Below are 22158 nucleotides of genomic sequence, written 5' to 3' on the forward strand. Positions count from 1 at the left end.
TCAGCGTATTATTAAAGCAGACCGCTGCTTCAAAGGCCTGGCCAGACGTGCCACAATAACGGGCAGAATCGGCTTAATCATAGACAACATCAGGATATTCCCTGCCCATGAAGGGTAAATACAAAGCCGCCATCGCACTGGTTTTATTGTTCATACTGCTGCCGTTAACGCTGCTGCTGACCCTTGCGTACTGGGTGCCGACACTTGCCGGTATCTGGCTACCCTCAGGGACGCGCATCGCGATGGAAACCAGCCCGCGACTGACCCGCCATGCCCTGAAAATCCCTGATTTGCGCTATCTGGTTGGTGACTGCCAGCTTGCACAGATAAAAAATGCGGAGCTTACGCACCCCAGTCGCTGGCAACTCCACATTGCTTCGCTGGACATTGACAGCGCCTGTCTGAACGCACTGCCGGACTCTGAATCCTCTTCCGCACCCCGCACCCTCGCGCAGTGGCAATCGATGCTGCCTTATACCTGGCTGACTGTTGATCGCGTGACGCTGAGCCCGTGGCAGACGTGGCAAGGTAAGTTACAACTCGCTCTGACGCCCGCACTCCAGACGCTGAACTACACCGGGGATCGTGTGGAGGTCAGCGCACGCTTGCGTGGCCAGGCACTGACGGTGAAACGGCTGGCCGTGCGGTTGTTTGACGATCAACCCCCGTTGACGCTCGGCGGCGAGTTTACGCTGCCTGAGATCCCGCAGGGGGTGCCGGTCAATGGCCATATACAGAGCACGTTAACGCTGCCACAGCAGCCAGGGCTGGTGGATACCGATCTGGAGTGGCGAAATAATGAAGGGCAACTGGTGGTGATGGCGCGTGACGGCGGTGATCCGCTGCTGGATCTGCCCTGGCAATTGACCCGCCAGCAACTCACCATTAGCGATGGGCGATGGAACTGGCCCTATGAAGGGTTTCCGCTCAGCGGTCGTGTAGGTTTGAAGATCGAAAACTGGCAACAGGGGCTGGAGAATGCCCTGTTCAGCGGCAGGCTGAACGTACTCACGCAAGGCGATGCGGGCAAAGGCAATGCCGTTCTGACCATCGGGCCGGGCCGGTTGAGCATGGACAACAGCGAGATGCCGTTGCAATTAACCGGGGAGGCAAAGCAGGGCGATCTGGTGTTTTATGCGGTACTGCCCGCCCGGTTGAGCGGTGCGCTTGATGACCCACAGCTGGCGTTCACCCCTGGTGCACTGCTGCGCTCGCGCGGGCGCGTTATTGACTCACTGAATATTGATGAAGTGCGCTGGCCGCTCGCGGGCGTAAAGCTGACACAGCGGGGTATTGACGGGCGTTTACAGGCCATCTTACGCGCCCACGAAAATGCGATGGGCGACTTCCGGCTGCACCTGGACGGTCAGGCGAGGGATTTCTTACCAGATGACGGTCTTTGGCGCTGGCGCTACTGGGGTGATGGGCATTTTACGCCAATGAATGCACGCTGGGATGTCACCGGGCACGGCGAGTGGAAGGATAACGCCATTACCCTGACCGCTCTGTCGACCGGTTTTGACCAGTTGCAATATGGGGGCATGCGCATGACCACGCCAAGACTGGTGCTGGATGCGCCTGTTCGCTGGATCCGTGATGCCGAAAACCCACAATTTGATGGCGCGCTGACGCTGGATGCCGGGCAAACCACCTTTAGCGGCGGTAGCGTGTTACCGCCGTCAACGTTGAAGTTCCGCGTTGAAGGTACCGAGCCGACGCTGTTCCAGTTCAAAGGTGATCTTCGCGCCGATACCATCGGTCCGGTGCAGGTTAATGGACGCTGGGATGGCGAACGTCTGCGCGGGCAGGCGTGGTGGCCTCGTCAGTCATTGACGGTGTTTCAACCGTTGATCCCCCCAGACTGGAAAATGAAATTGCTTGATGGCGCTTTGAATGCGCAGGTGGCGTTCTCCGCCGCTGCTGGCCAGGGATTTGCTGCGGGCGGCCATGGTGTACTGAAAAGCGGCAGTGTATGGACGCCGGATAATGAGATACGCGGTGTCGATTTCGTGCTGCCGTTTCGCTATCGCGACGCGACCTGGCAATTAGGCACACGCCGCCCGGTGTCGCTGCGTATCGGCGAAATTGTTAACCAGGTGACAGCGAAAAATTTCACTGCGGATTTGCAGGGCGCCTGGCCGTGGAGCGAAGAAAACCCGCTGATCTTAAGTGATGTCAGTGTCGATGCCCTCGGTGGCAAAATCACCATGCAGCAGTTGCGGATGCCGCAGCATGATCCAGCGCTGTTGCGCCTTAACCATATCTCCTCCAGTGAACTGATAAGCGCAGTGAATCCGAAACAGTTTGCTCTCTCCGGGCCGTTCGACGGCGCGCTGCCGTTGTGGCTTGATAATCCGCAGTGGATTATCAAAGATGGCTGGTTGCATAATCCCGGTCCGATGACGCTGCGTATTGATAAAGACACGGCCGATGCGGTGGTCAATGACAATATGGCGGCGGGTGCGGCCATTAACTGGCTGCGTTATATGGAAATTTCCCGGTCGTGGACCAGGATAAACCTCGACAACCTGGGCGTGTTAACCATGCAGGCCACCCTTGGTGGCACCGGTTTTGTCGAAGGGAAGAGCAGTACGGTAAATTTGAACTATACCCATGAAGAGAACGTCTTCACCTTATGGCGTAGTTTACGTTTTGGCGACAATTTGCAGTCATGGCTTGAGCAAAATGCGGCGCTGCCTGAAGCCCGTTGCGCGAAGGGCGAAGTGTGTGAGGAAAGAAAATGAAAACCCTGATAGCCGTGCCGGGCGTTCTGCTGGCGATGCTGCTTTCTGGCTGTACGCCGCGCATAGAAGTCGCGGCACCGAAAGAGCCAATCACCATCAATATGAATGTGAAGATCGAACATGAAATCCACATCAAAGTGGATAAAGACGTTGAAACCCTGCTGAAATCACGCAGCGATCTGTTCTGAGGCCATGATGAAAAAAAGAGTCGTAATGGCATTACTGGCGATGAGCTTGCTCAGTACAACCGCACAGGCGCTGACCCTTGAGGAAGCCCGCATACAGGGGCGGGTGGGTGAAACGCTTACTGGCTATGTGGCGGCCATCAGCAAAGATAAAGAGACGCTGGCGCTGGTTGACCGGATCAACAAAGCGCGAACGGAAAGCTACCAGCAACTGGCGGATCGCAACAACATTCCGGTCGATGATGTGGCAAAAATGGCCGGGCAGAAACTGGTTGAGCGTGCCAAACCCGGTGATTATGTCCAGGGCATTAACGGTAAATGGTTGAAGAAGTAGCCAGAAGTATCGACCCTATAATGCACCGTTATTGACGTGTACCCTGCGCTGGCGTGGAACAGTGCGCTTTGCGCAGTCGCCGCAGTTTGATGCCATACTGGAAAGCATTCGCGCGGTAGCGAAAGCGTCGATGGCGTGGGAGATGGAATGTCGGGGAGATCCCTCCCACCGGGGGGTGAGAGGGAGAAATATCAGGCGGCGACGAGGCTGTCGATCGCTGCTTTCGCATCGTTTTGCGCTTTGGTCGCCACTTCCGGACCGTAAGCAATACCTTCGGCGAACACAAAGTTCACGTCGGTGATGCCGATAAAGCCGAGGAACAGTTTCAGGTACGGTGCGACGAGGTCAGACGGAGTATCTTTGTGGATACCGCCGCGGCTGGAAACTACCACCACGCGTTTGCCTTTCACCAGACCTTCCGGACCCTGCTCGGTGTAGCGGAACGTCACGCCAGCACGGGCGACCAGGTCAAAATAGTTTTTCAACTGCGTTGGGATGTTGAAGTTATACATCGGCGCGTTGATAACGATCACGTCATGAGCTTGCAGTTCGGCGATCAGCTCGTCGGACAGCGCCAGCGCTTCCTGCTGACGCGGCGTCAGCGGCGCATCGCTCGGGCGCAGCGCGCCAACCAGTTCGCCATCCAGCACCGGGATTGGGTTCGCGGCCAGGTCGCGAACGGTAATCTGATCGGCAGCATGTTTTTCGCGCCACTGTTCAACGAAATAATCTGCCAACTGACCTGACTGTGAGTACCCTGCCAGAATACTGGATTTCAGAACTAATACTTTGCTCATTGGGTGTTTCCTTTGTTGTATTGATGTGGGTTGCCCCGTTTCTTCGTGACACTCTATGCACAATTCGCCCGTGTGAATAGCGCAATATATCGATTCCTATGTTCAAATTTCTTGAACAAGAAAAGGCATGCCGCGATGTGGTATTCTATCGCGACTAAAATCTTAAGATGTTTACCGGCAGTGCTCTGCCCAATAACGCCATGACAGAACAAAATAAAGTAACGATTACCGATCTCCACCATCAACTCGATACGCTGATGCTGCGTGACAGGCAGCGCTTCGCCCGTCGGCTCCAGGGCAGTAAGAAAGTTAAAAATCCTGAATCTCAGCAAGCGCTGTTCCGCCAGATAGCCGGGGAGATGGCCGAGGCGGCAGGGAAAGTCCTGCTGCGCGAAGCAGCGCGCCCGGTCATTGATTATCCGGACAATTTACCGGTCAGCCAGAAGAAGCAGACCATCCTTGAAGCGGTACGTGACAACCAGGTGGTGATTGTCGCCGGGGAAACCGGTTCCGGTAAGACCACGCAGTTGCCGAAAATTTGTATGGAGCTGGGGCGCGGAATTAAGGGGCTGATTGGCCATACGCAGCCGCGCCGTCTGGCGGCGCGCACCGTAGCAAACCGTATTGCCGAAGAGCTGAAAACCGAGCCGGGCGGTTGCATCGGTTATAAAGTGCGCTTTAGCGATCACGTCAGCGATAACACCCTGGTCAAGCTGATGACGGACGGGATTTTGCTGGCAGAAATCCAGCAGGATCGCCTGCTGATGCAGTACGACACCATCATTATTGATGAAGCGCACGAACGCAGCCTGAATATCGACTTCCTGCTGGGTTACCTGCGTGAACTGTTGCCACGCCGTCCCGACCTGAAAGTGATCATCACGTCGGCGACCATCGATCCGGAGCGCTTTTCACGCCATTTCAATAATGCGCCCATCATTGAAGTGTCCGGTCGCACTTATCCGGTCGAAGTCCGTTACCGCCCGATTGTCGAAGACGCGGACGACACGGAACGCGATCAGTTACAGGCGATTTTCGACGCTGTAGATGAATTGGGGCGCGAAAGCGCGGGCGACATTCTGATTTTCATGAGCGGTGAGCGTGAAATCCGCGATACCGCCGATGCACTCAGTAAGCGTGATTTGCGCCATACGGAAATCCTGCCGCTCTATGCGCGGTTGTCCAACAGCGAACAGAACCGGGTATTCCAGCCGCACAGTGGTCGACGCATTGTGCTGGCAACCAACGTGGCGGAAACATCGCTCACCGTACCGGGCATTAAATATGTGATCGATCCCGGAACGGCGCGTATCAGTCGTTACAGCTACCGAACGAAAGTGCAGCGTCTGCCCATCGAGCCGGTGTCACAGGCCTCTGCCAATCAGCGTAAAGGTCGTTGCGGCCGTGTATCGGAAGGGATCTGTATTCGTCTCTATTCCGAAGATGATTTCCTGTCGCGCCCGGCATTTACCGACCCGGAAATTTTGCGCACTAACCTTGCTTCGGTCATTTTGCAGATGACCGCGCTGGGGCTGGGCGACATTGCCGCCTTCCCGTTCGTGGAAGCGCCGGACAAACGCAATATCCAGGATGGGGTTCGTCTGCTGGAAGAGCTGGGTGCCATCACCACTGATGAGCAGCAGCTGGCCTATAAACTGACGCCGATGGGGCGCCAGTTGTCGCAGTTGCCGGTGGATCCGCGTCTGGCGCGTATGGTGCTGGAGGCGCAAAAACACGGTTGCGTGCGTGAAGCAATGATCATTACCTCTGCGCTGTCGATTCAGGATCCGCGAGAGCGTCCGCTGGATAAAAAGCAGGCGTCAGATGAGAAACACCAGCGCTTCCACGATAAAGAGTCCGATTTCCTCGCATTTGTGAATTTGTGGAACTACCTCGGCGAGCAGCAAAAAGCGCTCTCTTCGAATCAGTTCCGCCGCCAGTGCCGGGTTGATTATCTTAACTACCTGCGCGTGCGCGAATGGCAGGATATCTACACCCAACTACGTCAGGTGGTGAAAGAGCTGGGAATACCGGTGAACAGCGAACCGGCGGAGTACCGTGAAATCCATATCGCCTTGTTGACTGGTTTGTTGTCGCACATTGGTATGAAAGATGCCGACAAGCAGGAGTTCACCGGTGCGCGTAACGCGCGTTTTTCTATCTTCCCGGGCTCCGGATTATTCAAAAAGCCGCCAAAATGGACGATGGTCGCAGAGCTGGTGGAAACCAGTCGTCTGTGGGGGCGCATTGCCGCGCGTATCGATCCGGAGTGGGTTGAACCGGTGGCGCAGCATCTTATCAAGCGTGCCTACAGTGAACCGCACTGGGAGCGGGCGCAGGGCGCCGTGATGGCCACGGAGAAAGTGACTGTCTACGGTTTGCCCATTGTTGCTGCGCGCAAGATCAACTACAGCCAGATCGATGCGGCGCTGTGCCGCGAGTTGTTTATCCGCCACGCGCTGGTTGAAGGCGACTGGCAAACCCGCCATGCGTTCTTCCGCGACAATCTGAAACTGCGTGCGGAAGTGGAGGAGCTGGAGCACAAATCCCGCCGCCGTGACATTCTGGTGGACGACGAAACGCTGTTTGAGTTTTACGATCAGCGCATCAGCCATGAGGTGATTTCCGCCCGTCATTTTGACAGTTGGTGGAAAAAAGCCAGCCGTGAGACGCCGGACCTGCTCAACTTTGAGAAGAGCATGCTGATCAAAGAAGGCGCGGAGAGCGTCAGCAAGCTGGATTACCCCAACTTCTGGCATCAGGGTAACCTGAAACTGCGCCTCAGCTACCAGTTTGAACCGGGTGCGGACGCCGACGGCGTGACGGTGCATATTCCCTTGCCGCTGCTTAACCAGGTGGAAGAGAGCGGGTTTGAATGGCAGATCCCCGGCTTGCGTCGTGAACTGGTCATTGCGCTGATCAAATCATTACCGAAGCCGACGCGGCGAAATTTTGTGCCGGCACCCAACTACGCCGAGGCGTTTCTCGGACGGGTTACGCCGCTGGAACTGCCGTTGCTGGATGCCCTGGAACGTGAACTACGCCGCATGACCGGCGTTACCGTTGATCGCGACGACTGGCATTGGGATCAGGTGCCTGAGCACCTGAAAATCACATTCCGTGTGGTGGATGACAAAAACAAAAAGCTGCTTGAAGGGCGTTCGCTGGCTGAACTGAAAGAGAGCCTGAAAGGCAAAGTGCAGGAGACGCTCTCCGCCGTTGCCGATGACGGTATCGAACAGAGCGGGCTGCATATCTGGAGCTTTGGCACGCTGGCGGAAAGCTACGAGCAGAAGCGCGGCAACTATAAGGTCAAAGCCTGGCCCGCGCTGGTGGATGAACGCGACAGTGTGGCCATCAAGTTGTTTGATAACCCGCAGGAGCAGCAACAGGCGATGTGGCGCGGTATCCGCCGTTTGCTGCTGCTGAACATTCCTTCACCCATTAAGTATCTGCACGAAAAACTGCCCAATAAAGCCAAACTGGGGCTCTACTTTAACCCGTACGGCAAAGTACTGGATCTGATTGATGACTGTATTTCCTGCGGCGTAGATAAGTTGATTGATGATGCGGGCGGCCCGGTGTGGACGGAGGAGAACTTCGCAGCGCTGCACGAGAAAGTTCGCGCAGAGCTGAATGACACCGTGGTGGAGATCGCTAAACAGGTCGAGCAGATCCTGACGACGGTTTTTAACATCAATAAGCGGCTGAAAGGGCGCGTGGACATGACGATGGCGCTGGGGCTGTCTGACATCAAAGCGCAGATGAGCGGGCTGGTGTACCGCGGATTTGTCACCGGGAATGGTTTCCGCCGCCTGGGTGATACGCTGCGTTATTTGCAGGCTATTGAGAAACGCCTGGAGAAACTGGCGGTTGATCCGCACCGCGATCGTGCGCAGATGTTGAAAGTCGAGCAGACGCAGCAGGCATGGCAGCAGTGGCTGAATAAGCTCCCACCAGCACGACGTGAAGAGGAAGACGTCAAAGCGATCCGTTGGATGATCGAAGAGTTGCGCGTCAGCTATTTTGCGCAGCAACTTGGTACGCCGTATCCCATCTCCGATAAGCGTATTTTGCAGGCGATGGAGCAAATCAGCGGATAGCGCCGCTCTGTTTTCCCTGGCCGGATGCGGTATCTGCCGCTATCCGGCGTTATTTTTTCAGGCGTTGACCCATGCCAGAGTAAAGCCATCCCAGCCTTTAACGCCCACCGTTTGCATGGCGGTGGCGGTCAACCGTGGCTCTGCGCCCATCATCTCAATAAAGGTTCGTACGCCCTGTACGCTGGCATCGGTGGTCACCGGGTTGGTGACTTCACCGTTGCGCACCACATTATCGCCAATAATCAGCGTACCCGGATGGGCATAGTGCAGTGCCCATTTGAGGTAATTCGGGTTATTGGGTTTATCCGCATCGATAAACACCAGATCAAACGGTGGGTGGTCGCCGAGATTTTCCAGCGTATGCAATGCCGGACCTTCTGCGACGGTGACCCGGTCCGCCACACCGGCGAAATGCAGGTTTTCCCTGGCGATGGCGGCATGTAACGGATCGGCTTCCAGTGTTAACAATTCACCGCCAACGGGCAACTCTCGCGCCATCCACACGGTGCTGTAACCGCCCAGTGTGCCAATTTCCAGTATGCGTTTTGCCTGCACCATACGTACAAACAGTGCCAGTAGCTGCCCCTGCACCGGCGAAACATCGATGCCAGGGAGACCGGCGCGCCGGTTGTTCGCCAGTACCTGCGCCAGAACCTCATCCTCTGCAATTAACTGTTTTTCTAAGTATTCATCAACCATGGACCACTTTTGCTGCATAGCATTACCTCTGGTGTTTGATAACTTAATTCAGCCCGGACCACCCTCCGCCCAGTGCGCGGTAGAGATCCACCTGCGCCAGCAACAGATTATTTTTCACCTGCACGGCGTTAAGCTGGGTGGAAAACAGCGTGCGTTGAGCATCCAGTACCTCCAGATAAGAGGAATAGCCGTTGCGATAACGGTTTTGTGCAATCCGCAGTGTCTCCTGCGCTACCTGCTCCTGCCCGGTCAGCTCATGCAGTTGTTCGCCGAGACGGGTGATGGCATCCAGGCTGTCGTTCACTTCTTTGAATGCGCTGCGCACGGTTTTTTCATAGGTGTAAAGCGCCTGATTCCGCTGGGACATCGACACATCTACCTGCGCATTTAATGCCTGTCGGTTAAGCAATGGTGCCAGAATACTGCCGCCCAGACTCCATAACCGCAGTGGGTTATCAAGCAGACCGGGCAGCGTATCATCCTGCACACTGCCGGACGCGGTCAGATTGATAGAGGGCAGTAACTTCGCCTGTGATGATGCCAGTGTTGCATCGGCGGCAACCAACTGGTGCTGAGCCTGCACGATATCCGGTCGTCGGTTTAGCAAGGTTGATGGTAACTGCGAAGGCACGGCGAGCGGCGTGAGTCCGGCAAACGCGCTGCGTGCAATAGCCCCTGGATTACGGCCCAGCAACAGGCTCAGCGCGTTCTCCTGCTGATTGATTTGATGCGCTAACACCGGCACCTGCCCCCGTGTTGCCCGCAGTTCTGAATCGGATTGCATCAACTCCAGTCGTGAAGTATAGCCTGTTTCATACTGGTGACGGGCGAGCTGCAAGGCGTCTTCCCGCGCTTTCAGTGTCGCGCGGGTGACGCGAAGTTGTTCGTCCAGCGACAGTAAGGTCAGGTAACCCGTTGCCACGTTTGTGGCAACCGTCAGATCCGCCGCCGCGGCCGCTGCTTTTTGCGCGTCCAGCGACGCATCCGCTGCGCGTGCTGCGCTGCGATTCGCGTCCCACAGATCCACCGTATAACTGGCGGTCAGGTTGCCTTTATACAACGTACTGTGGACAGGCAATCCCGTGGCGGACGACTGCGATCGGGCGCGCGTAGCGGAAAATCCTGCGTCCAGCTCCGGAAACAGCGCGCTGTCGGCCGCATAAACCCGTGCCTGATACTCGTTAACCCGTTCGCGGGCAATCAGCACATCACTGTTATAACGCAATGCCTGATCGACAAACTGATTGAGCTGATTGTCGTGAAACTGACGCCACCAGACGCGGTCTGCTTTACTGAGCGGGCCTGCGTCGCTGCGCCAGGCCGCAGGAATGTGCAGTGTCGGCTGCGCCGGTTCGATCTGCGCGGACTGGCACCCGGTAAGCGTGACGGTCAGCGCAACAAGGGCGCTGTGCAGCTTCATTTCTGCTTCTCCTGGGTATCAATATGCACCTGTACAGACATTCCCGGGCGCAGACGCGCCAGCATGTCGGGTTTTGCGTCAACGGCAATGCGTACCGGAATGCGCTGGGCGATCTTGACGAAATTGCCGGTGGCGTTGTCCGGGCTGACTGCACTGAACTCGCCCCCGGTTGCCGGAGAGAGACTTTCCACGCGCCCCTGATACGTTTCGTCATCCAGCGCATCGACGGTGAAATGCACGGGCTGTCCGACCTGCACGTTCGCCAACTGTGTCTCTTTCAGATTGGCAATCACCCAGCGTTGCGCCGGAACCAGTGACGTCAAATGCGTCCCCGCGCTGACATAAGCGCCTAAACGGACGCTGATCTGCCCGAGTTGCCCGTCTCGCGGCGCGACAATACGCGTGTTTTGCAAATCTATTTGCGCCAACTCCAGCGCCGCCTTGGCATTTTCGACGTCGGCCTGCAACGAGGCACGGTTAATAATGGTGGTTTGCAAATCCTGACGGGACATCTCCAGCGTGGCCTGCGCCTGAGCGATAGAGGCCGTGTTTTGCGCGGCGGTCGCCAGCGCCGCATCGCGTTCGCGAATCGACAGCGAACCGTCTGCCGTGAGTTCTTTCACGCGTTTAAGATCTGCCTGCGATTTCAAATCCTGCGCTTTCGCGCTGGCTAACGCCGCTTCATTGCGTGCGATCACCGCCTGGGCGCTTTTTCGTTGCTGGAGATTGTTTTCCAGCGCCGCGGTTTTCATCGCCAGCGTCGCCTGCGCCTGGTGAACGCGCTGGCGGTAGATGCGGTCATCGATCTGCATAATCAGATCGCCTTTTTTCACGTTAGCAAAATCCTGTACCGGGACGTCCGTGATATAGCCGTTCACCTGTGGACTGATAAAGGTCGTCTGGCCACGCACATAGGCATTATCCGTAAACTGTGAATGGCGGGTAAAAGGGGGCAGATGCCACGCGTAAAGGATCACCAGTACGCCGACCAGACCGATCGCGGCGGCGGCAAAAATGGAGACCACACGCAAATTACTACGGGTATTTGCCTGCGCTTTGGCGGCATCCTGCTGACTCATAAACACTCCGGAAATAATAACGACATTATTTGGTTCCTGTTGCCCGTCGCAGTGCAAGACGGGCAGTTATACGCAGGCGCAACAAGCGCCACAAAATCCAGATCAGCGTGGCGGTAGCCACCGAAGCCGTTAACAGATAAGTATCGTTGTACGCGAGGATATTTGCTTCCAGCGTTGAGACGTTTTGCAACTGCGTCACGGCCTGCGTACTTAACAGTGTGCTATCACCGATCATGCTCTGGTAAAGCTGGCTGTAGAGTTGCAGTCGCTCATTGACGAGCGGGTTTAATGTGGTGAGCTGATCCGCCAGCAGACTGGAATGGTATTTTTCCCGCCAGGTTTGAAAGGTGCCTAAAATCGCCGAGCCAAGCAGACCACCAATATTCTGGCTCATACCGAACAGCACCGAGAAGCTGACCAGGTTGCGCGGCTCTGCAACAACGCCGCCAATCCCTGCCAGCATAGCCGGGGCGATAAAAAACGCACTGGCGAAGCCGAGCAAAAACTGGCTGACCAAAAGCTGGTCGGGGCGCGTCAGACTGGTGGACTGGCTGTCCATCAGCGAAGCAATAATCATCAGCGCCAGAGAGGTGATAATTGGCCAGGCCAGACGCTGCGGTTTGATAGTCAGGCAACTGGCCACGATACCGCAAATGATCCCGGCGAGAATCGACCAGGCAAGGTGAGTCATTTGATCGTTTTGCAAACCGACATACTGCAGCCAACCAAACACGCCGGTATTCTGTTCTGCCAGCACAATACGGATCAGCAGCATAATCAACCCGAGGCGAACAATACTGCCGCTGGAAAGCCAGCGGGTATTGAGCAAGGGGTTGCTGCGGTTATGTTCGAACACCATGGCACTGACGATCAGTACCACAGCCCCGGCGAGAGACCAGCCAATCCACGGCGCTTCAAACCACCAGTCCAGACGCCCCAGCGATAGCACCGCACAGACGAGTGCGATACCCGGTGCCAGCAGGAAAAACGTAATAAAGTCCTTCTTTTCAAACACCTTTCTGCGATCGCCAGGCGGCAGTTTCAACGCAATCACGCAGCCCAGCGAAATCAGCGCCAGACCCAGCTCAAAAAAGTAGAGGCCACGCCACTCATCGAGTTGCAACAGTTCGGTGGAGAAGAGACGCGCGACCGGGATCGCCAGTGTGGAACCGGTGATACCGATGGTCAGCGCTTTTAAGCGGTGTTTCGCAGGCCAGGCCTGGATCTGGTAATAGATGCCTAATGAGCTGAGCGCTGCCGCTACCATGCCATGTGCGGCGCGGACGATCAGCGCGGAACTCAGATCGTTAACGAACAGATGGAAAAAGGTCACCAGCACGTACAGCACCAGAAACCCTTCGGTAAAGGCGCGCAAACCGTACTGCTGGCGAAACTTGACCAACAGCAGGTTAATGGAGACGTTGGTCATCACGTACACCGCGGGTAACCATGCAATCTCGGTAGACCAGGCGGCAAAGGTGCCTTGCAGATTTTGCAGGTTCGCAGTGACCATAGCATTGCCCAGCGCCCCGGTCATGCAGACCAGAAGACCAACAATGCCGTAGGCGATACGCCGTGGCGTACTGTGAAACGGCGTGGAGGGCGAACCCAGCAGTACCGGTTTTTCATGGGGCGCCCATTCACGCGGTGCGTACGGATCGCGTTTCGGTAAACGCATCAGGTCTCCTCAACCTTGCGCAATAGCAATAAGATGTTGTTAATGGAAATAGTTAGGGTGCTAATGATTCTACGTGCGCAGGTAAACAGAATGCAAGTGCATAAGAACATGATAGATTACTCACAGTAATCAATCTGCTTAAGTGATAAGAAATAACCTCACATAAGGTGACAGTGTCACAATGAACCGTATCACTATTACTGTAACGACACCTTCTGATCCGGCATGTCTGCAATTGCAGGATGCGCTTTCGCACACGCTTCAGGCGTTAACCGGGAGTAGCGGCAGGGCATCTTTTGATACCCAGGCCTGGGGGGAAAACGATTTTTTTCTATTGGCGCAGGACGACAACCAGTATGCCGTAGGTTGCGTGGCGGTGCGTTACCTGGCCGACTCGATTGGCGAAATAAAACGTATGTATGCCCGACCGGGTACGCGCGGGGTTGGCGCGCAATTGCTACACGCGTTGGAAGCCAAAGCGCTGACGCAAGGATATCGCAGCCTGTGGCTGGAAACCCGCCGGATCAATCAACGGGCGCTCGACTTTTACCTGCGGCATGGTTACCGCATTCGCGAAAATTACGGGCGTTATATCGGTAATGCGGAAGCGGTCTGTTTTGAAAAAACGCTGGTATCGCCAGCCCAGGCAGACCGCGAGTAAATCACACAGGGATATTTGTGTAATCAGACAGACCTGGCTGTAACCCGTTATAGTGGGGTGTTTCTGCTTATTTCAATTTTTGTTACAGAAACTTACGTGAACGACCACGAACAGGATTCGGAGTGATCCGCTATTCAGCTCACGCCAGCGCGTTAGGCTGTAAAAAGATTTACGAAGGAGGTTTAGCTCATGTTGACAACGTTTCCCGCTTTGCCTGAACAGACGCTGGCGGCCGCCAATGCGTTAGGCGCGTGGCTGGCGCAGAATGATTTTGTCGGCAAACCGACGCCCGTACGGGCGGATGTGGTGATCCTTGCGGGCAACGCCGTGATACCCACCATCAATGCGGCCTGTGCACTGGCGGCGGCGCAGGGGACACCGCTGCTCATCAGCGGCGGCATTGGCCACTCAACGACCTTTCTCTATTCCGCCATTGCCCGCCACCCACGCTATAACGTGCTGCGTACGACCGGGCGCAGCGAGGCGGCGATCCTTGCAGACATCGCCCGACAGTTTTGGAAACTGGATGATAAACAGATACTGGTAGAAGAAAAATCAGCTAACTGTGGTGAAAACGCACGGTTCAGCATCGATATGCTCGTCAACCGGGGGATGACGCCAAAGACGGCGATGGTAGTGCAAGACCCGACCATGCAGCGTCGCACCATGGCGACCTTTGCCCGCGTTAGCCAGCAGTGCGCTAACGCCCCACACTGGCTGAGCTGGCCCGGCTTTACACCGCGACTGGTCAACACGGCTAAGGGTGTAACTTTCCAGCCGCGACAGAGAGGCTTATGGTCGGTGGAGCGTTATCTTTCCCTGATCCTCGGCGAAGTTCCGCGTCTACGCGATGATGCCAATGGTTATGGCCCTGGCGGGCGTGATTTCTTGGTGCATGTTGATTTTCCTCAACATATTGAAGATGCATGGCAGGTTCTACTGGCCGATCGCACGCTGGCTGATGCCTTATCAAGCCGTTCTCTCTAAGCCTGATGCCCGTTTGCGTAGCCCTTGTCGCAAACGGGCATTCCTGTCCGCGATAATGTAATTTTTTTGTTTCTTTTTCGCTGTGCTTTTATGAGTTCTCTCACAAAAGTTCGCTTCCTGTCTGGGAAATGCCCTGTGCGGATATAGATTTTTAACAGCAAGTTCACTTGTTAAAAACAATATTATTACAGGAGCGAGTCATGACAGCACCGGTACAACACCCAATGTTTATCGACGGTCAATTTGTAAGCTGGCAGGGCGACAAATGGCTGGATGTCGTTAACCCGGCAACGGAAGAGATACTGGCGCGCATTCCCGATGGCAGGGCGGAAGACGCCCGCCGGGCGATAGACGCGGCTGAACGCGCCCAGCCCGCCTGGGAAGCCCTTCCCGCCATCGAACGTGCAGGTTGGCTGCGTAAGATTGCCGCAGGTATTCGCGAAAAAGTCAGTGAAATCAGCGCGCTTATTGTTGCAGAAGGTGGAAAAATTCAGCAACTGGCAGAGGTGGAAGTGTCATTCACCGCCGATTACATCGACTATATGGCCGAGTGGGCGCGGCGCTACGAAGGTGAGATCCTGCAAAGCGATCGTCCAGGCGAGAATATCTTTGTATTCAAACGCCCGCTGGGCGTCACCACCGGCATTCTACCGTGGAACTTCCCGTTCTTTCTGATTGCTCGCAAAATGGCGCCTGCGCTGATCACCGGTAATACCATTGTGATTAAACCCAGCGAATTTACGCCGAATAACGCCATCGCTTTCGCGAAAATCGTTCACGATGTCGGGCTGCCGAAAGGTGTTTTTAACCTGGTGCTTGGCCGTGGGGAAACGGTCGGACAGGAGCTGGCAGGCAACCCGAAAGTGGCGATGGTCAGTATGACTGGCAGTGTCGGTGCGGGTGAGAAGATCATGGCCGCAGCGGCGAAAAACATCACCAAAGTGTGCCTGGAACTGGGCGGAAAAGCACCGGCGATTGTGATGGACGATGCCGACCTGGAGCTGGCGGTCAAAGCCATTGTCGACTCCCGCGTGATTAATACCGGGCAAGTGTGTAACTGTGCTGAGCGTGTTTATGTCCAGCGCGGTATTTATGACCGCTTTGTTAATCGCCTTGGCGAGGCCATGAAGGCTGTGCAGTTTGGCGATCCCTCTCAGCGCAACGACATTGCTATGGGGCCGCTTATCAACGCAGCGGCGCTGGAACGCGTAGAGCAGAAAGTCGCGCATGCGGTGTTCGAAGGCGCGCGGGTTGCGCTCGGGGGTAAACCGGTGATCGGTAAAGGCTATTTCTACCCGCCCACGCTGCTGCTGGATGTGCGCCAGGAGATGGCGATCATGCACGAAGAGACATTTGGCCCGGTTCTGCCGGTCGTGGCGTTTAACACGTTGGATGAAGCGCTGGCGATGGCCAATGACAGTGATTATGGTCTGACATCATCGATCTATACCCGGGATCTCAATACGGCAATGAAAGCGGTGCGCGGGCTGAAATTCGGGGAGACCTATATCAACCGTGAAAACTTCGAAGCGATGCAAGGCTTCCATGCAGGCTGGCGCAAATCCGGGATCGGCGGAGCGGACGGTCGCCACGGCCTGAACGAATACCTGCAAACCCAGATGGTCTATCTGCAATCCTGATAAGCGCTGCCCCCGACGCGTGTGGGGGCACGTTTCACACTTTGGTGGCGATCCACCCCATCATCAGCTCCGGCCAAATGGCGACCGGCAAACCCAGCGCATCGCGAATGCCGAAACCGTGCGCACCCTGTTCGAACAGGTGCATCTCCACCGGTACACCCAGGCGGCGCAGGGCGGTAAACATCACCACGCTGTTTTCCACTTTGACTGCGGGATCGTCAACCGCATGCAGTAAAAACGTCGGCGGTGTGTGTTCATCTGCCATTTGTTCTGCGGAATAACGACGAATTTGATCTGCCGTTGGCGTCTCACCAATGAGTTGCTGGCGGGACTGCGGGTGATCAATCTCCTTTTGCATGGTGATCACCGGGTAGACCAGCGCCATAAACGCCGGACGGGCGCTTTGCTGATCGATGGCGTCAAGCGGTGCGTAAACAGATTCGTTATAACGTGTGCCCAGACTTGCTGCGGCATGGCCCCCGGCAGAAAACCCCATCACACCAATGCGCTCAGGATCAATATGCCAGGTGCTGGCATTGGCGCGAAGCGTACGCATGGCTCGCTGAACATCCGCCAACGGCGCATCGGCGCCTTCCGCATGCCCGTCTCCCGGCAGGCGATAGGTCATCACAAACAGGGTGTAGCCTTTGGCGTTAAAACAGGATGCCAGTGCGCTGCCTTCTTTATCCAGTACCACGCGGCGGTAGGAGCCGCCTGGCGTCACCAGAATGCCCACGCCATTCGGGTTTTGCGGGGCGTAAACGGTGATCTCCGGGGCGCGTACACCGGTCACTGAACGATCAAAACGGGACGGCCCTGTGTGGCGTTCTTCCAGTTGGAAATGCACCGGGCTTACCTGTGCGCCGGGGGCTTCTCCCTGCGGCCAGACGGGGAAGGTAGTGGAATGCTGCACGGCGACATCCATCAGCGTTAGCAGATCTTCCCGACTCATATTTCTCACACCTGCACTCCTTTTACATCGTATCTGCTGTATAGCATAGGCGGATTGTGAGCGGGTTGGGGGACAGCGAGATCAAAGAGATGCCGGGTAGCGGGAACCTACCCGACAGGATTGCGGATCAGAGCGTACGGTATTTTTCCAGCACGCGCACAAGCTGGGTAACGAAGCCGTATTCGTTATCGTACCAGGAGACGGTTTTCACCAGTTGCAGATCGCCCACTTCGGTGATTTCCGTCTGGGTGGCATCAAATACCGAACCGAAATGACTGCCAATCACATCGGACGACACGATCTCTTCGTCGGTGTAGCCAAAGGATTCGTTATTGGCGGTGGCTTTTTTCAGTGCGGCGTGGATCTCATCCACGGTCACTTTTTTCTCGAGTACCGACACCAGTTCTGTGACTGAGCCAGTTTTCACCGGTACGCGTTGGGCATGGCCTTTCAGTTTGCCGTTGAGCGCCGGGATCACCAGGCCAATGGCTTTGGCCGCGCCGGTGGTGTGCGGAATAATATTCTCCGCCGCTGCCCGCGATGCGCGCAAATCTTTACCGCGTGGCCCATCAACCAGCGCTTGTGTACCGGTATAAGCGTGGATAGTGGTCATGGTGCCCGCTTTAATGCCGAAATTGTCATGCAGGGCTTTTGCCATCGGTGCCAGGCAGTTTGTGGTGCAGGACGCGACGGAAATAAGGGTGTCCTGGGCGTTGAGCGTGTCGTCGTTGACGTTATAAACCACGGTTTTCATGTCGCCTGCCGGGGCAGAGATCAGCACTTTTTGGGCACCAGCATCGAGATGTGCTTGTGATTTTTCTGCGGAGGTATAGAAGCCGGTACATTCAACAATGATCTCTGCACCCGCGCTACGCCACGGAATATGTTGAGCGTCTTTCTCGGCGTAAACGGTGATGGTTTTACCGTTGACGATCAGCGCGTCTTCGCTGAAGTCCACACTCCAGTTAAACGGGCCGTAATTGGAGTCATGCTTTAAGAGATAGGCGAGCACTTTCGGTGAGGTCAGATCGTTGATCGCGACCACTTCTGCGCTGCTGTTGGTTTCCAGCAGGCGACGTAGAACCAGACGACCGATACGGCCAAACCCATTGATGCCAATTTTACTCATGATTTTCTCCCTCAGGATTGAATGAATCACAGCATTGCACTCGTCCAGTGATAGCCTGGGGAGGAGGTTTGGGCAACTGAATCACATTCATGTAACGATAAGTGATTGAAAATTGATACAGTAAAGTTAATGAATTTTTAAGAAAAGCCAGGTATGTTGAACGCCGGTCCGTTCTCCGTTTGTTGTGGGGTGTCGTTATGCGTAGCAACTATTCCGGCTTACAAATCGCTATTCACTGGCTGGTATTTCTGCTGGTGGTGGCCGCTTATTGCGCCATGGAGTTTCGCGGTTTTGCGCCGCGCAGTTATCGTCCGGCGTTTAATATGGTGCATGTCTCCTGTGGCATTTCTATTCTGGTGTTGATGGTTGCGCGGTTACTGGTGCGGCTGAAAAACCCGACACCGCCGATTGTGCCAAAACCATCCGCGATGATGACCGGGCTGGCGCACCTTGGCCATCTGGTGATTTATCTGCTGTTTATCGCATTGCCGGCGATCGGCCTGCTGATGATGTACAACCGTGGTGGTCCGTGGATGGCGTTCGGCATAGCGATGCCGTATGCGGCTGAAGCCAATTTCGATCTTGTGGATACGCTAAAAGAGCTCCATGAGCTGCTGGCGAATCTGGGCTATTTTGTGATTGGCCTGCACGCGGCGGCTGCGCTGGCGCACCATTACATTTTTAAAGACAATACGTTGCTGCGAATGATGCCGAAAAAACAGGCATAACGCTTCGCGGCACGTAAAACCCAATCTCTGAGCCTCGTTATACTGCGGGGCTTTTTTATTTTCCCGACGGCTAAAATGTGATCTTGTCTGGTTTTTACGGCAGAAAAGCCGGGGGGAATCACATTTTGCGCCATCTGTGCTGTGCTGAATTCGTACAAGCGGTGTAGATAGTATATCTATTATAGAAACACTATCGTGAGTGGAGGGGGATATGACACAGCCAGTACAGGAGTCTCTCGATCGGATGGCGTCGCAGGAAGAGGCCTCCGGGAGCCGTAAATTACGTAAAGTGCTGCTGGCCACCGGTATTGGCCATTTTGTTGAGTGGTTCGACTTCGGTTTGTACGGCACACTGGCCGCGATTATCGGTCTGCAATTCTTTCAGGCGGGTAACCCCAGTGTGGCGTTGCTCTCTTCCTTTGCCGTATTTGGCGCCGGTTTTGTGATGCGCCCGCTGGGCGGGCTGTTCTTCGGATCACTGGGCGATCGCAAAGGGCGGCAAAAAGTGCTGGCAACTGTGATTCTGCTTACTTCCGGCGCCACGTTCGTGATGGGGTTATTGCCAACCTATCATCAGATTGGCATTACAGCGACGGTGTTGCTGGTGATCACCCGTCTGGTTCAGGGCTTTGCTGCCGGTGGTGAAAGTTCCGGGGCGACAACGTACCTGGCGGAATATGCGCCTATGGCGCGCCGTGGCTATTTTACCTGTTGGATCGATAACTTCGGTTTTATGGCCTTTGTCGCCGGTTCAGGGTTAGTGTTTCTGCTGACCGCAACGCTGGGTGAAAGCACCATGAACGACTGGGGCTGGCGCATTCCCTTTTTGATCGCCGGGCCGCTGGGCTGGGTAGGGCTCTATTTACGAAAACACCTCGAAGATTCGCCGGAATTTGTTGATGCCATGAAAAACGGGCAAACAGAGACCGCACCGCTGCGTAAAGCCGTCACCACGGCATGGGCGGCATTGCTGTTTTGCGTTGGTTTTGTGGTCATCAAGGCGGTCGGGCACTGGACGCTACAAACCTTTATGCCGAGTTACCTTTCCACCGAACTGCACTTTTCCAGGCTGAATGCCTATGCCATTACCACCATTGGGCTGTTTTCCGTTGCGGTACTGGTGCCTTTTATGGGTTATCTGTCGGATAAATACGGGCGTAAGCCATTGATGCTGACCGGCTGTGCCGGGTTTATTTTGCTAAGTTATCCGGCGATGATGGTGATGGCGAATGGCGATGTGCTCTCGGCGGTGCTGGCAATGGTAATGTTGGGGGCTTTCATTGCGGCGTTTGACGGGGCTTGCACTGCGGCGATGGCTGAACTGTTCCCGACCCGTATTCGTTACGGCGGGCTGTCGATTGCCTATAACTTTGCAGTGGCGTTTTTTGGCGGCATCACGCCGTGGTTCTCTGTGTGGCTGATCACCAACACGGGCGACAAATTCTCGCCCGCCTACTATGTGATGGGCGCGGCACTGATCACTTTCCTGACGGTCATGCGCGCGCGTGAAACCGCCGGTAAGCCACTTAAACGATAACGCTGAAGCCTGCACGGCGGGGCATTAGCGGGCTACAACACACAGTGTGACGTGATCCCACCAGGGATTATTCGTCACCTGTTGGTGTTGAATAATAAAACCTTGCTCGAGGATTTCTTGCCGTAATAATGGCAGCGGCAATAATGTGCGCCAGGGTTGACCATCCCGATAAAGGACATACTCCGCCGGGTTGTAGTGTCGGCGATCTTCTTCTTTTCGCGGCTCTCCGCACATGCTACTCAGCACAAAGTGGCCATCGACCGCGAGCAGGCGCTTGATTTCATGCCAGGCCTGCTCGCGCTGTTTTCCCGTCAGGCAGTGCATGCAGCTCCCGTCAAAAATTAACGCAAATGGGTATTCAGGCAACTGATTGAGATGGCAAACATCGGCTGTCTGAAAATCGCCGCAGAGTCCTTGCCGGAAAAAATTCTCCTGTGCCCAACGGATTGCGGTTGGGGAAATATCCACGCCGCTTACCTGATAGCCCTCTCTGGCAAACCACAACGACGCCATGGATCCGTTACCACAACCCAGTTCAAGGATCCTGCTGCCCGGTGCGGGTAACAATGCGGCGTCTTTCAGCGTTGTCAGATTTTCATGCAAATTATGCCATGCGCGCGGGTAACCGCTGCCGGTCCAGGCTGGCTCCCCGCTGGCGTACAGCCGCTGATATATCTGTTCGTAAATATCCATCTTATCGCGTTATTTAATGAGTACGGAGTTGATAAATATACGCGCAATATTAACTCAGGAAATCATTTTTATTCCGTAAGGGCAAAGTTCAAATAAGCAGTCCTGTTGCTGGTCACAATTTCTTAAAGAAACATTATCATTGCCGGGGCAGTTGCAACTGTTTTTTATCGTTCGCCAGACGGAAGGAAAAAAAGGCATCGTATGGACAATGTTAAAGTTTCGTGATTTGCCATCAACAATAACGCCCTGAGCGTCCGTCTTTAACTTGTTGTTTGGACGTAAAAAATAGGAGCCTTTATACCATATGATAACAGACAGTTCCGATGTATTTCGCGCCAGGGCGAAAGCCGTGCCGGTGGCAGGGGATACCAGCATATCCGTAATATTCCAGTGCATAACGCCTCCTTCTTTTGAACATATTCCCTGTGAGAAAAATCCTAACAAATAAGAAAGTCTGCGCCTATGGTTAATAACAATATTTAATGTCGCTGCGTAAAACCTAAAGAAATTTTCAAAAGTTTACTGAGTAATTTTTATATGGTTGCTCGGGTTCATGCTCACCAGCCTGACCCGCAAAATGCCTCACCATTTTGAGTGCCCTGTGGCGGTGAGGTAGGGGGCTGCTAAGGTTTGAAAAATTACTGGCAATCCAAAGAGTGTTGCTATTATTAATTCTGTATCACTCACAAAACCCCTAAAGGCTGGTGCGACAGTCTGTTCCATGCACGGTCAGTTTTTATGCAAGGCGCTGAAACACCAAAAACTTCAGCCTGAAATAGCGCTTATGTAAAA

The 22158-nt window shown here is 55.0% G+C and carries 18 protein-coding genes; 9 read left to right on the forward strand and 9 right to left on the reverse strand.

Features of this window, described 5'->3' with window-relative positions; translation table 11 throughout:
- Positions 1–107 precede the first annotated feature (107 nt).
- Genes O9K67_RS11875 through O9K67_RS11885 form a run of 3 tightly spaced genes read left to right on the forward strand, consistent with a single transcriptional unit; the run spans position 108 to position 3263 of the window.
- Positions 108–2744 (forward strand): YdbH family protein, encoded by a 2637-nt coding sequence (locus O9K67_RS11875; RefSeq protein ID WP_061496114.1) that lies wholly within the window; start codon positions 108–110, stop codon positions 2742–2744.
- Positions 2741–2932, forward strand: a complete 192-nt coding sequence (locus tag O9K67_RS11880; protein ID WP_061496112.1) for a YnbE family lipoprotein — start codon at positions 2741–2743, stop codon at positions 2930–2932. The genes O9K67_RS11875 and O9K67_RS11880 overlap by 4 nt, the downstream gene beginning before the upstream one ends.
- Before the next feature lie 7 nt (positions 2933–2939).
- Positions 2940–3263, forward strand: coding sequence for a YdbL family protein (locus O9K67_RS11885; RefSeq protein WP_061496103.1), 324 nt, complete (start codon positions 2940–2942; stop codon positions 3261–3263).
- 191 nt (positions 3264–3454) lie between these two features.
- On the opposite strand, the gene azoR is transcribed toward O9K67_RS11885, so the two are convergent.
- Positions 3455–4060 (reverse strand): FMN-dependent NADH-azoreductase, encoded by a 606-nt coding sequence (azoR, locus tag O9K67_RS11890; protein ID WP_061496101.1) that lies wholly within the window; start codon positions 4058–4060, stop codon positions 3455–3457.
- A gap of 200 nt (positions 4061–4260) precedes the next feature.
- On the opposite strand from azoR, the gene hrpA reads away from it, so the two are divergent.
- Complete coding sequence (hrpA, locus tag O9K67_RS11895) at positions 4261–8163, forward strand: ATP-dependent RNA helicase HrpA (protein WP_061500047.1); 3903 nt, start codon at positions 4261–4263, stop codon at positions 8161–8163.
- 57 nt (positions 8164–8220) lie between these two features.
- On the opposite strand, the gene O9K67_RS11900 is transcribed toward hrpA, so the two are convergent.
- The 4 genes from O9K67_RS11900 to O9K67_RS11915 are packed head-to-tail and all read right to left on the reverse strand — an operon-like array spanning position 8221 to position 13039.
- Positions 8221–8880 carry an O-methyltransferase gene (locus O9K67_RS11900; protein WP_061496099.1) on the reverse strand — a complete coding sequence of 220 codons (660 nt, stop codon included), beginning with the start codon at positions 8878–8880 and terminating at the stop codon, positions 8221–8223.
- 25 nt (positions 8881–8905) lie between these two features.
- Positions 8906–10282: an efflux transporter outer membrane subunit gene (locus tag O9K67_RS11905; RefSeq protein WP_061496097.1), complete on the reverse strand. Its 1377-nt coding sequence runs from the start codon at positions 10280–10282 to the stop codon at positions 8906–8908.
- Positions 10279–11361 (reverse strand): HlyD family secretion protein, encoded by a 1083-nt coding sequence (locus O9K67_RS11910; RefSeq protein ID WP_061496095.1) that lies wholly within the window; start codon positions 11359–11361, stop codon positions 10279–10281. Before O9K67_RS11910 ends, O9K67_RS11905 begins: the two co-directional genes overlap by 4 nt.
- A 25-nt stretch (positions 11362–11386) precedes the next feature.
- Positions 11387–13039 carry an MFS transporter gene (locus tag O9K67_RS11915; RefSeq protein ID WP_061496094.1) on the reverse strand — a complete coding sequence of 551 codons (1653 nt, stop codon included), beginning with the start codon at positions 13037–13039 and terminating at the stop codon, positions 11387–11389.
- Positions 13040–13220: 181 nt separating this feature from the next.
- Here O9K67_RS11915 and O9K67_RS11920 point away from each other — a divergent pair, with 181 nt between their 5' ends.
- The 3 genes from O9K67_RS11920 (at position 13221) to aldA (ending at position 16327) form a co-directional block, all read left to right on the forward strand.
- A complete protein-coding gene (locus O9K67_RS11920; protein WP_061496092.1) occupies positions 13221–13700 on the forward strand; it encodes a GNAT family N-acetyltransferase in 480 nt (159 codons plus the stop codon).
- A gap of 189 nt (positions 13701–13889) precedes the next feature.
- Positions 13890–14687 carry a YdcF family protein gene (locus O9K67_RS11925; RefSeq protein WP_061496090.1) on the forward strand — a complete coding sequence of 266 codons (798 nt, stop codon included), beginning with the start codon at positions 13890–13892 and terminating at the stop codon, positions 14685–14687.
- 200 nt (positions 14688–14887) lie between these two features.
- Complete coding sequence (aldA, locus tag O9K67_RS11930) at positions 14888–16327, forward strand: aldehyde dehydrogenase (RefSeq protein ID WP_061496089.1); 1440 nt, start codon at positions 14888–14890, stop codon at positions 16325–16327.
- A gap of 34 nt (positions 16328–16361) precedes the next feature.
- Here the strand turns inward: aldA and O9K67_RS11935 are convergent, their stop codons facing one another.
- Both O9K67_RS11935 and gap read right to left on the reverse strand, forming a co-directional pair.
- Positions 16362–17288, reverse strand: a complete 927-nt coding sequence (locus tag O9K67_RS11935; protein WP_082794168.1) for an alpha/beta hydrolase — start codon at positions 17286–17288, stop codon at positions 16362–16364.
- A 118-nt stretch (positions 17289–17406) separates the two neighbouring features.
- Positions 17407–18408 carry a type I glyceraldehyde-3-phosphate dehydrogenase gene (gap, locus tag O9K67_RS11940; protein WP_061496085.1) on the reverse strand — a complete coding sequence of 334 codons (1002 nt, stop codon included), beginning with the start codon at positions 18406–18408 and terminating at the stop codon, positions 17407–17409.
- 197 nt (positions 18409–18605) lie between these two features.
- On the opposite strand from gap, the gene cybB reads away from it, so the two are divergent.
- Together cybB and O9K67_RS11950 are read left to right on the forward strand one after the other, a co-directional pair.
- Complete coding sequence (gene cybB, locus O9K67_RS11945; RefSeq protein WP_061496083.1) at positions 18606–19136, forward strand: cytochrome b561; 531 nt, start codon at positions 18606–18608, stop codon at positions 19134–19136.
- Between the two features lie 211 nt (positions 19137–19347).
- Positions 19348–20673 (forward strand): MFS transporter, encoded by a 1326-nt coding sequence (locus O9K67_RS11950; RefSeq protein WP_408612863.1) that lies wholly within the window; start codon positions 19348–19350, stop codon positions 20671–20673.
- 24 nt (positions 20674–20697) lie between these two features.
- Here O9K67_RS11950 and O9K67_RS11955 read toward each other — a convergent pair whose 3' ends face one another.
- A complete protein-coding gene (locus O9K67_RS11955; protein ID WP_061496079.1) occupies positions 20698–21366 on the reverse strand; it encodes a class I SAM-dependent methyltransferase in 669 nt (222 codons plus the stop codon).
- 54 nt (positions 21367–21420) lie between these two features.
- Positions 21421–21762, reverse strand: coding sequence for a hypothetical protein (locus O9K67_RS11960; RefSeq protein ID WP_061496077.1), 342 nt, complete (start codon positions 21760–21762; stop codon positions 21421–21423).
- Positions 21763–22158: the final 396 nt, after the last annotated feature.

Source organism: Kosakonia oryzendophytica (genome assembly GCF_027886705.1).
Taxonomy (GTDB): Bacteria; Pseudomonadota; Gammaproteobacteria; order Enterobacterales; family Enterobacteriaceae; genus Kosakonia; species Kosakonia oryzendophytica.

What these genes read in the sequence shown, in the direction of transcription:
- azoR (WP_061496101.1), bottom strand. Translation starts at nt 4,060, where the DNA reads ATGAGCAAAGTATTAGTTCTGAAATCCAGTATTCTGGCAGGGTACTCA.
- O9K67_RS11875 (WP_061496114.1), top strand. Translation starts at nt 108, where the DNA reads ATGAAGGGTAAATACAAAGCCGCCATCGCACTGGTTTTATTGTTCATA.
- O9K67_RS11920 (WP_061496092.1), top strand. Translation starts at nt 13,221, where the DNA reads ATGAACCGTATCACTATTACTGTAACGACACCTTCTGATCCGGCATGT.
- O9K67_RS11955 (WP_061496079.1), bottom strand. Translation starts at nt 21,366, where the DNA reads ATGGATATTTACGAACAGATATATCAGCGGCTGTACGCCAGCGGGGAG.
- O9K67_RS11905 (WP_061496097.1), bottom strand. Translation starts at nt 10,282, where the DNA reads ATGAAGCTGCACAGCGCCCTTGTTGCGCTGACCGTCACGCTTACCGGG.
- O9K67_RS11910 (WP_061496095.1), bottom strand. Translation starts at nt 11,361, where the DNA reads ATGAGTCAGCAGGATGCCGCCAAAGCGCAGGCAAATACCCGTAGTAAT.
- O9K67_RS11885 (WP_061496103.1), top strand. Translation starts at nt 2,940, where the DNA reads ATGAAAAAAAGAGTCGTAATGGCATTACTGGCGATGAGCTTGCTCAGT.
- O9K67_RS11900 (WP_061496099.1), bottom strand. Translation starts at nt 8,880, where the DNA reads ATGCAGCAAAAGTGGTCCATGGTTGATGAATACTTAGAAAAACAGTTA.
- O9K67_RS11915 (WP_061496094.1), bottom strand. Translation starts at nt 13,039, where the DNA reads ATGCGTTTACCGAAACGCGATCCGTACGCACCGCGTGAATGGGCGCCC.
- aldA (WP_061496089.1), top strand. Translation starts at nt 14,888, where the DNA reads ATGACAGCACCGGTACAACACCCAATGTTTATCGACGGTCAATTTGTA.
- hrpA (WP_061500047.1), top strand. Translation starts at nt 4,261, where the DNA reads ATGACAGAACAAAATAAAGTAACGATTACCGATCTCCACCATCAACTC.
- gap (WP_061496085.1), bottom strand. Translation starts at nt 18,408, where the DNA reads ATGAGTAAAATTGGCATCAATGGGTTTGGCCGTATCGGTCGTCTGGTT.
- O9K67_RS11950 (WP_408612863.1), top strand. Translation starts at nt 19,348, where the DNA reads ATGACACAGCCAGTACAGGAGTCTCTCGATCGGATGGCGTCGCAGGAA.
- cybB (WP_061496083.1), top strand. Translation starts at nt 18,606, where the DNA reads ATGCGTAGCAACTATTCCGGCTTACAAATCGCTATTCACTGGCTGGTA.
- O9K67_RS11960 (WP_061496077.1), bottom strand. Translation starts at nt 21,762, where the DNA reads ATGCACTGGAATATTACGGATATGCTGGTATCCCCTGCCACCGGCACG.
- O9K67_RS11880 (WP_061496112.1), top strand. Translation starts at nt 2,741, where the DNA reads ATGAAAACCCTGATAGCCGTGCCGGGCGTTCTGCTGGCGATGCTGCTT.
- O9K67_RS11925 (WP_061496090.1), top strand. Translation starts at nt 13,890, where the DNA reads ATGTTGACAACGTTTCCCGCTTTGCCTGAACAGACGCTGGCGGCCGCC.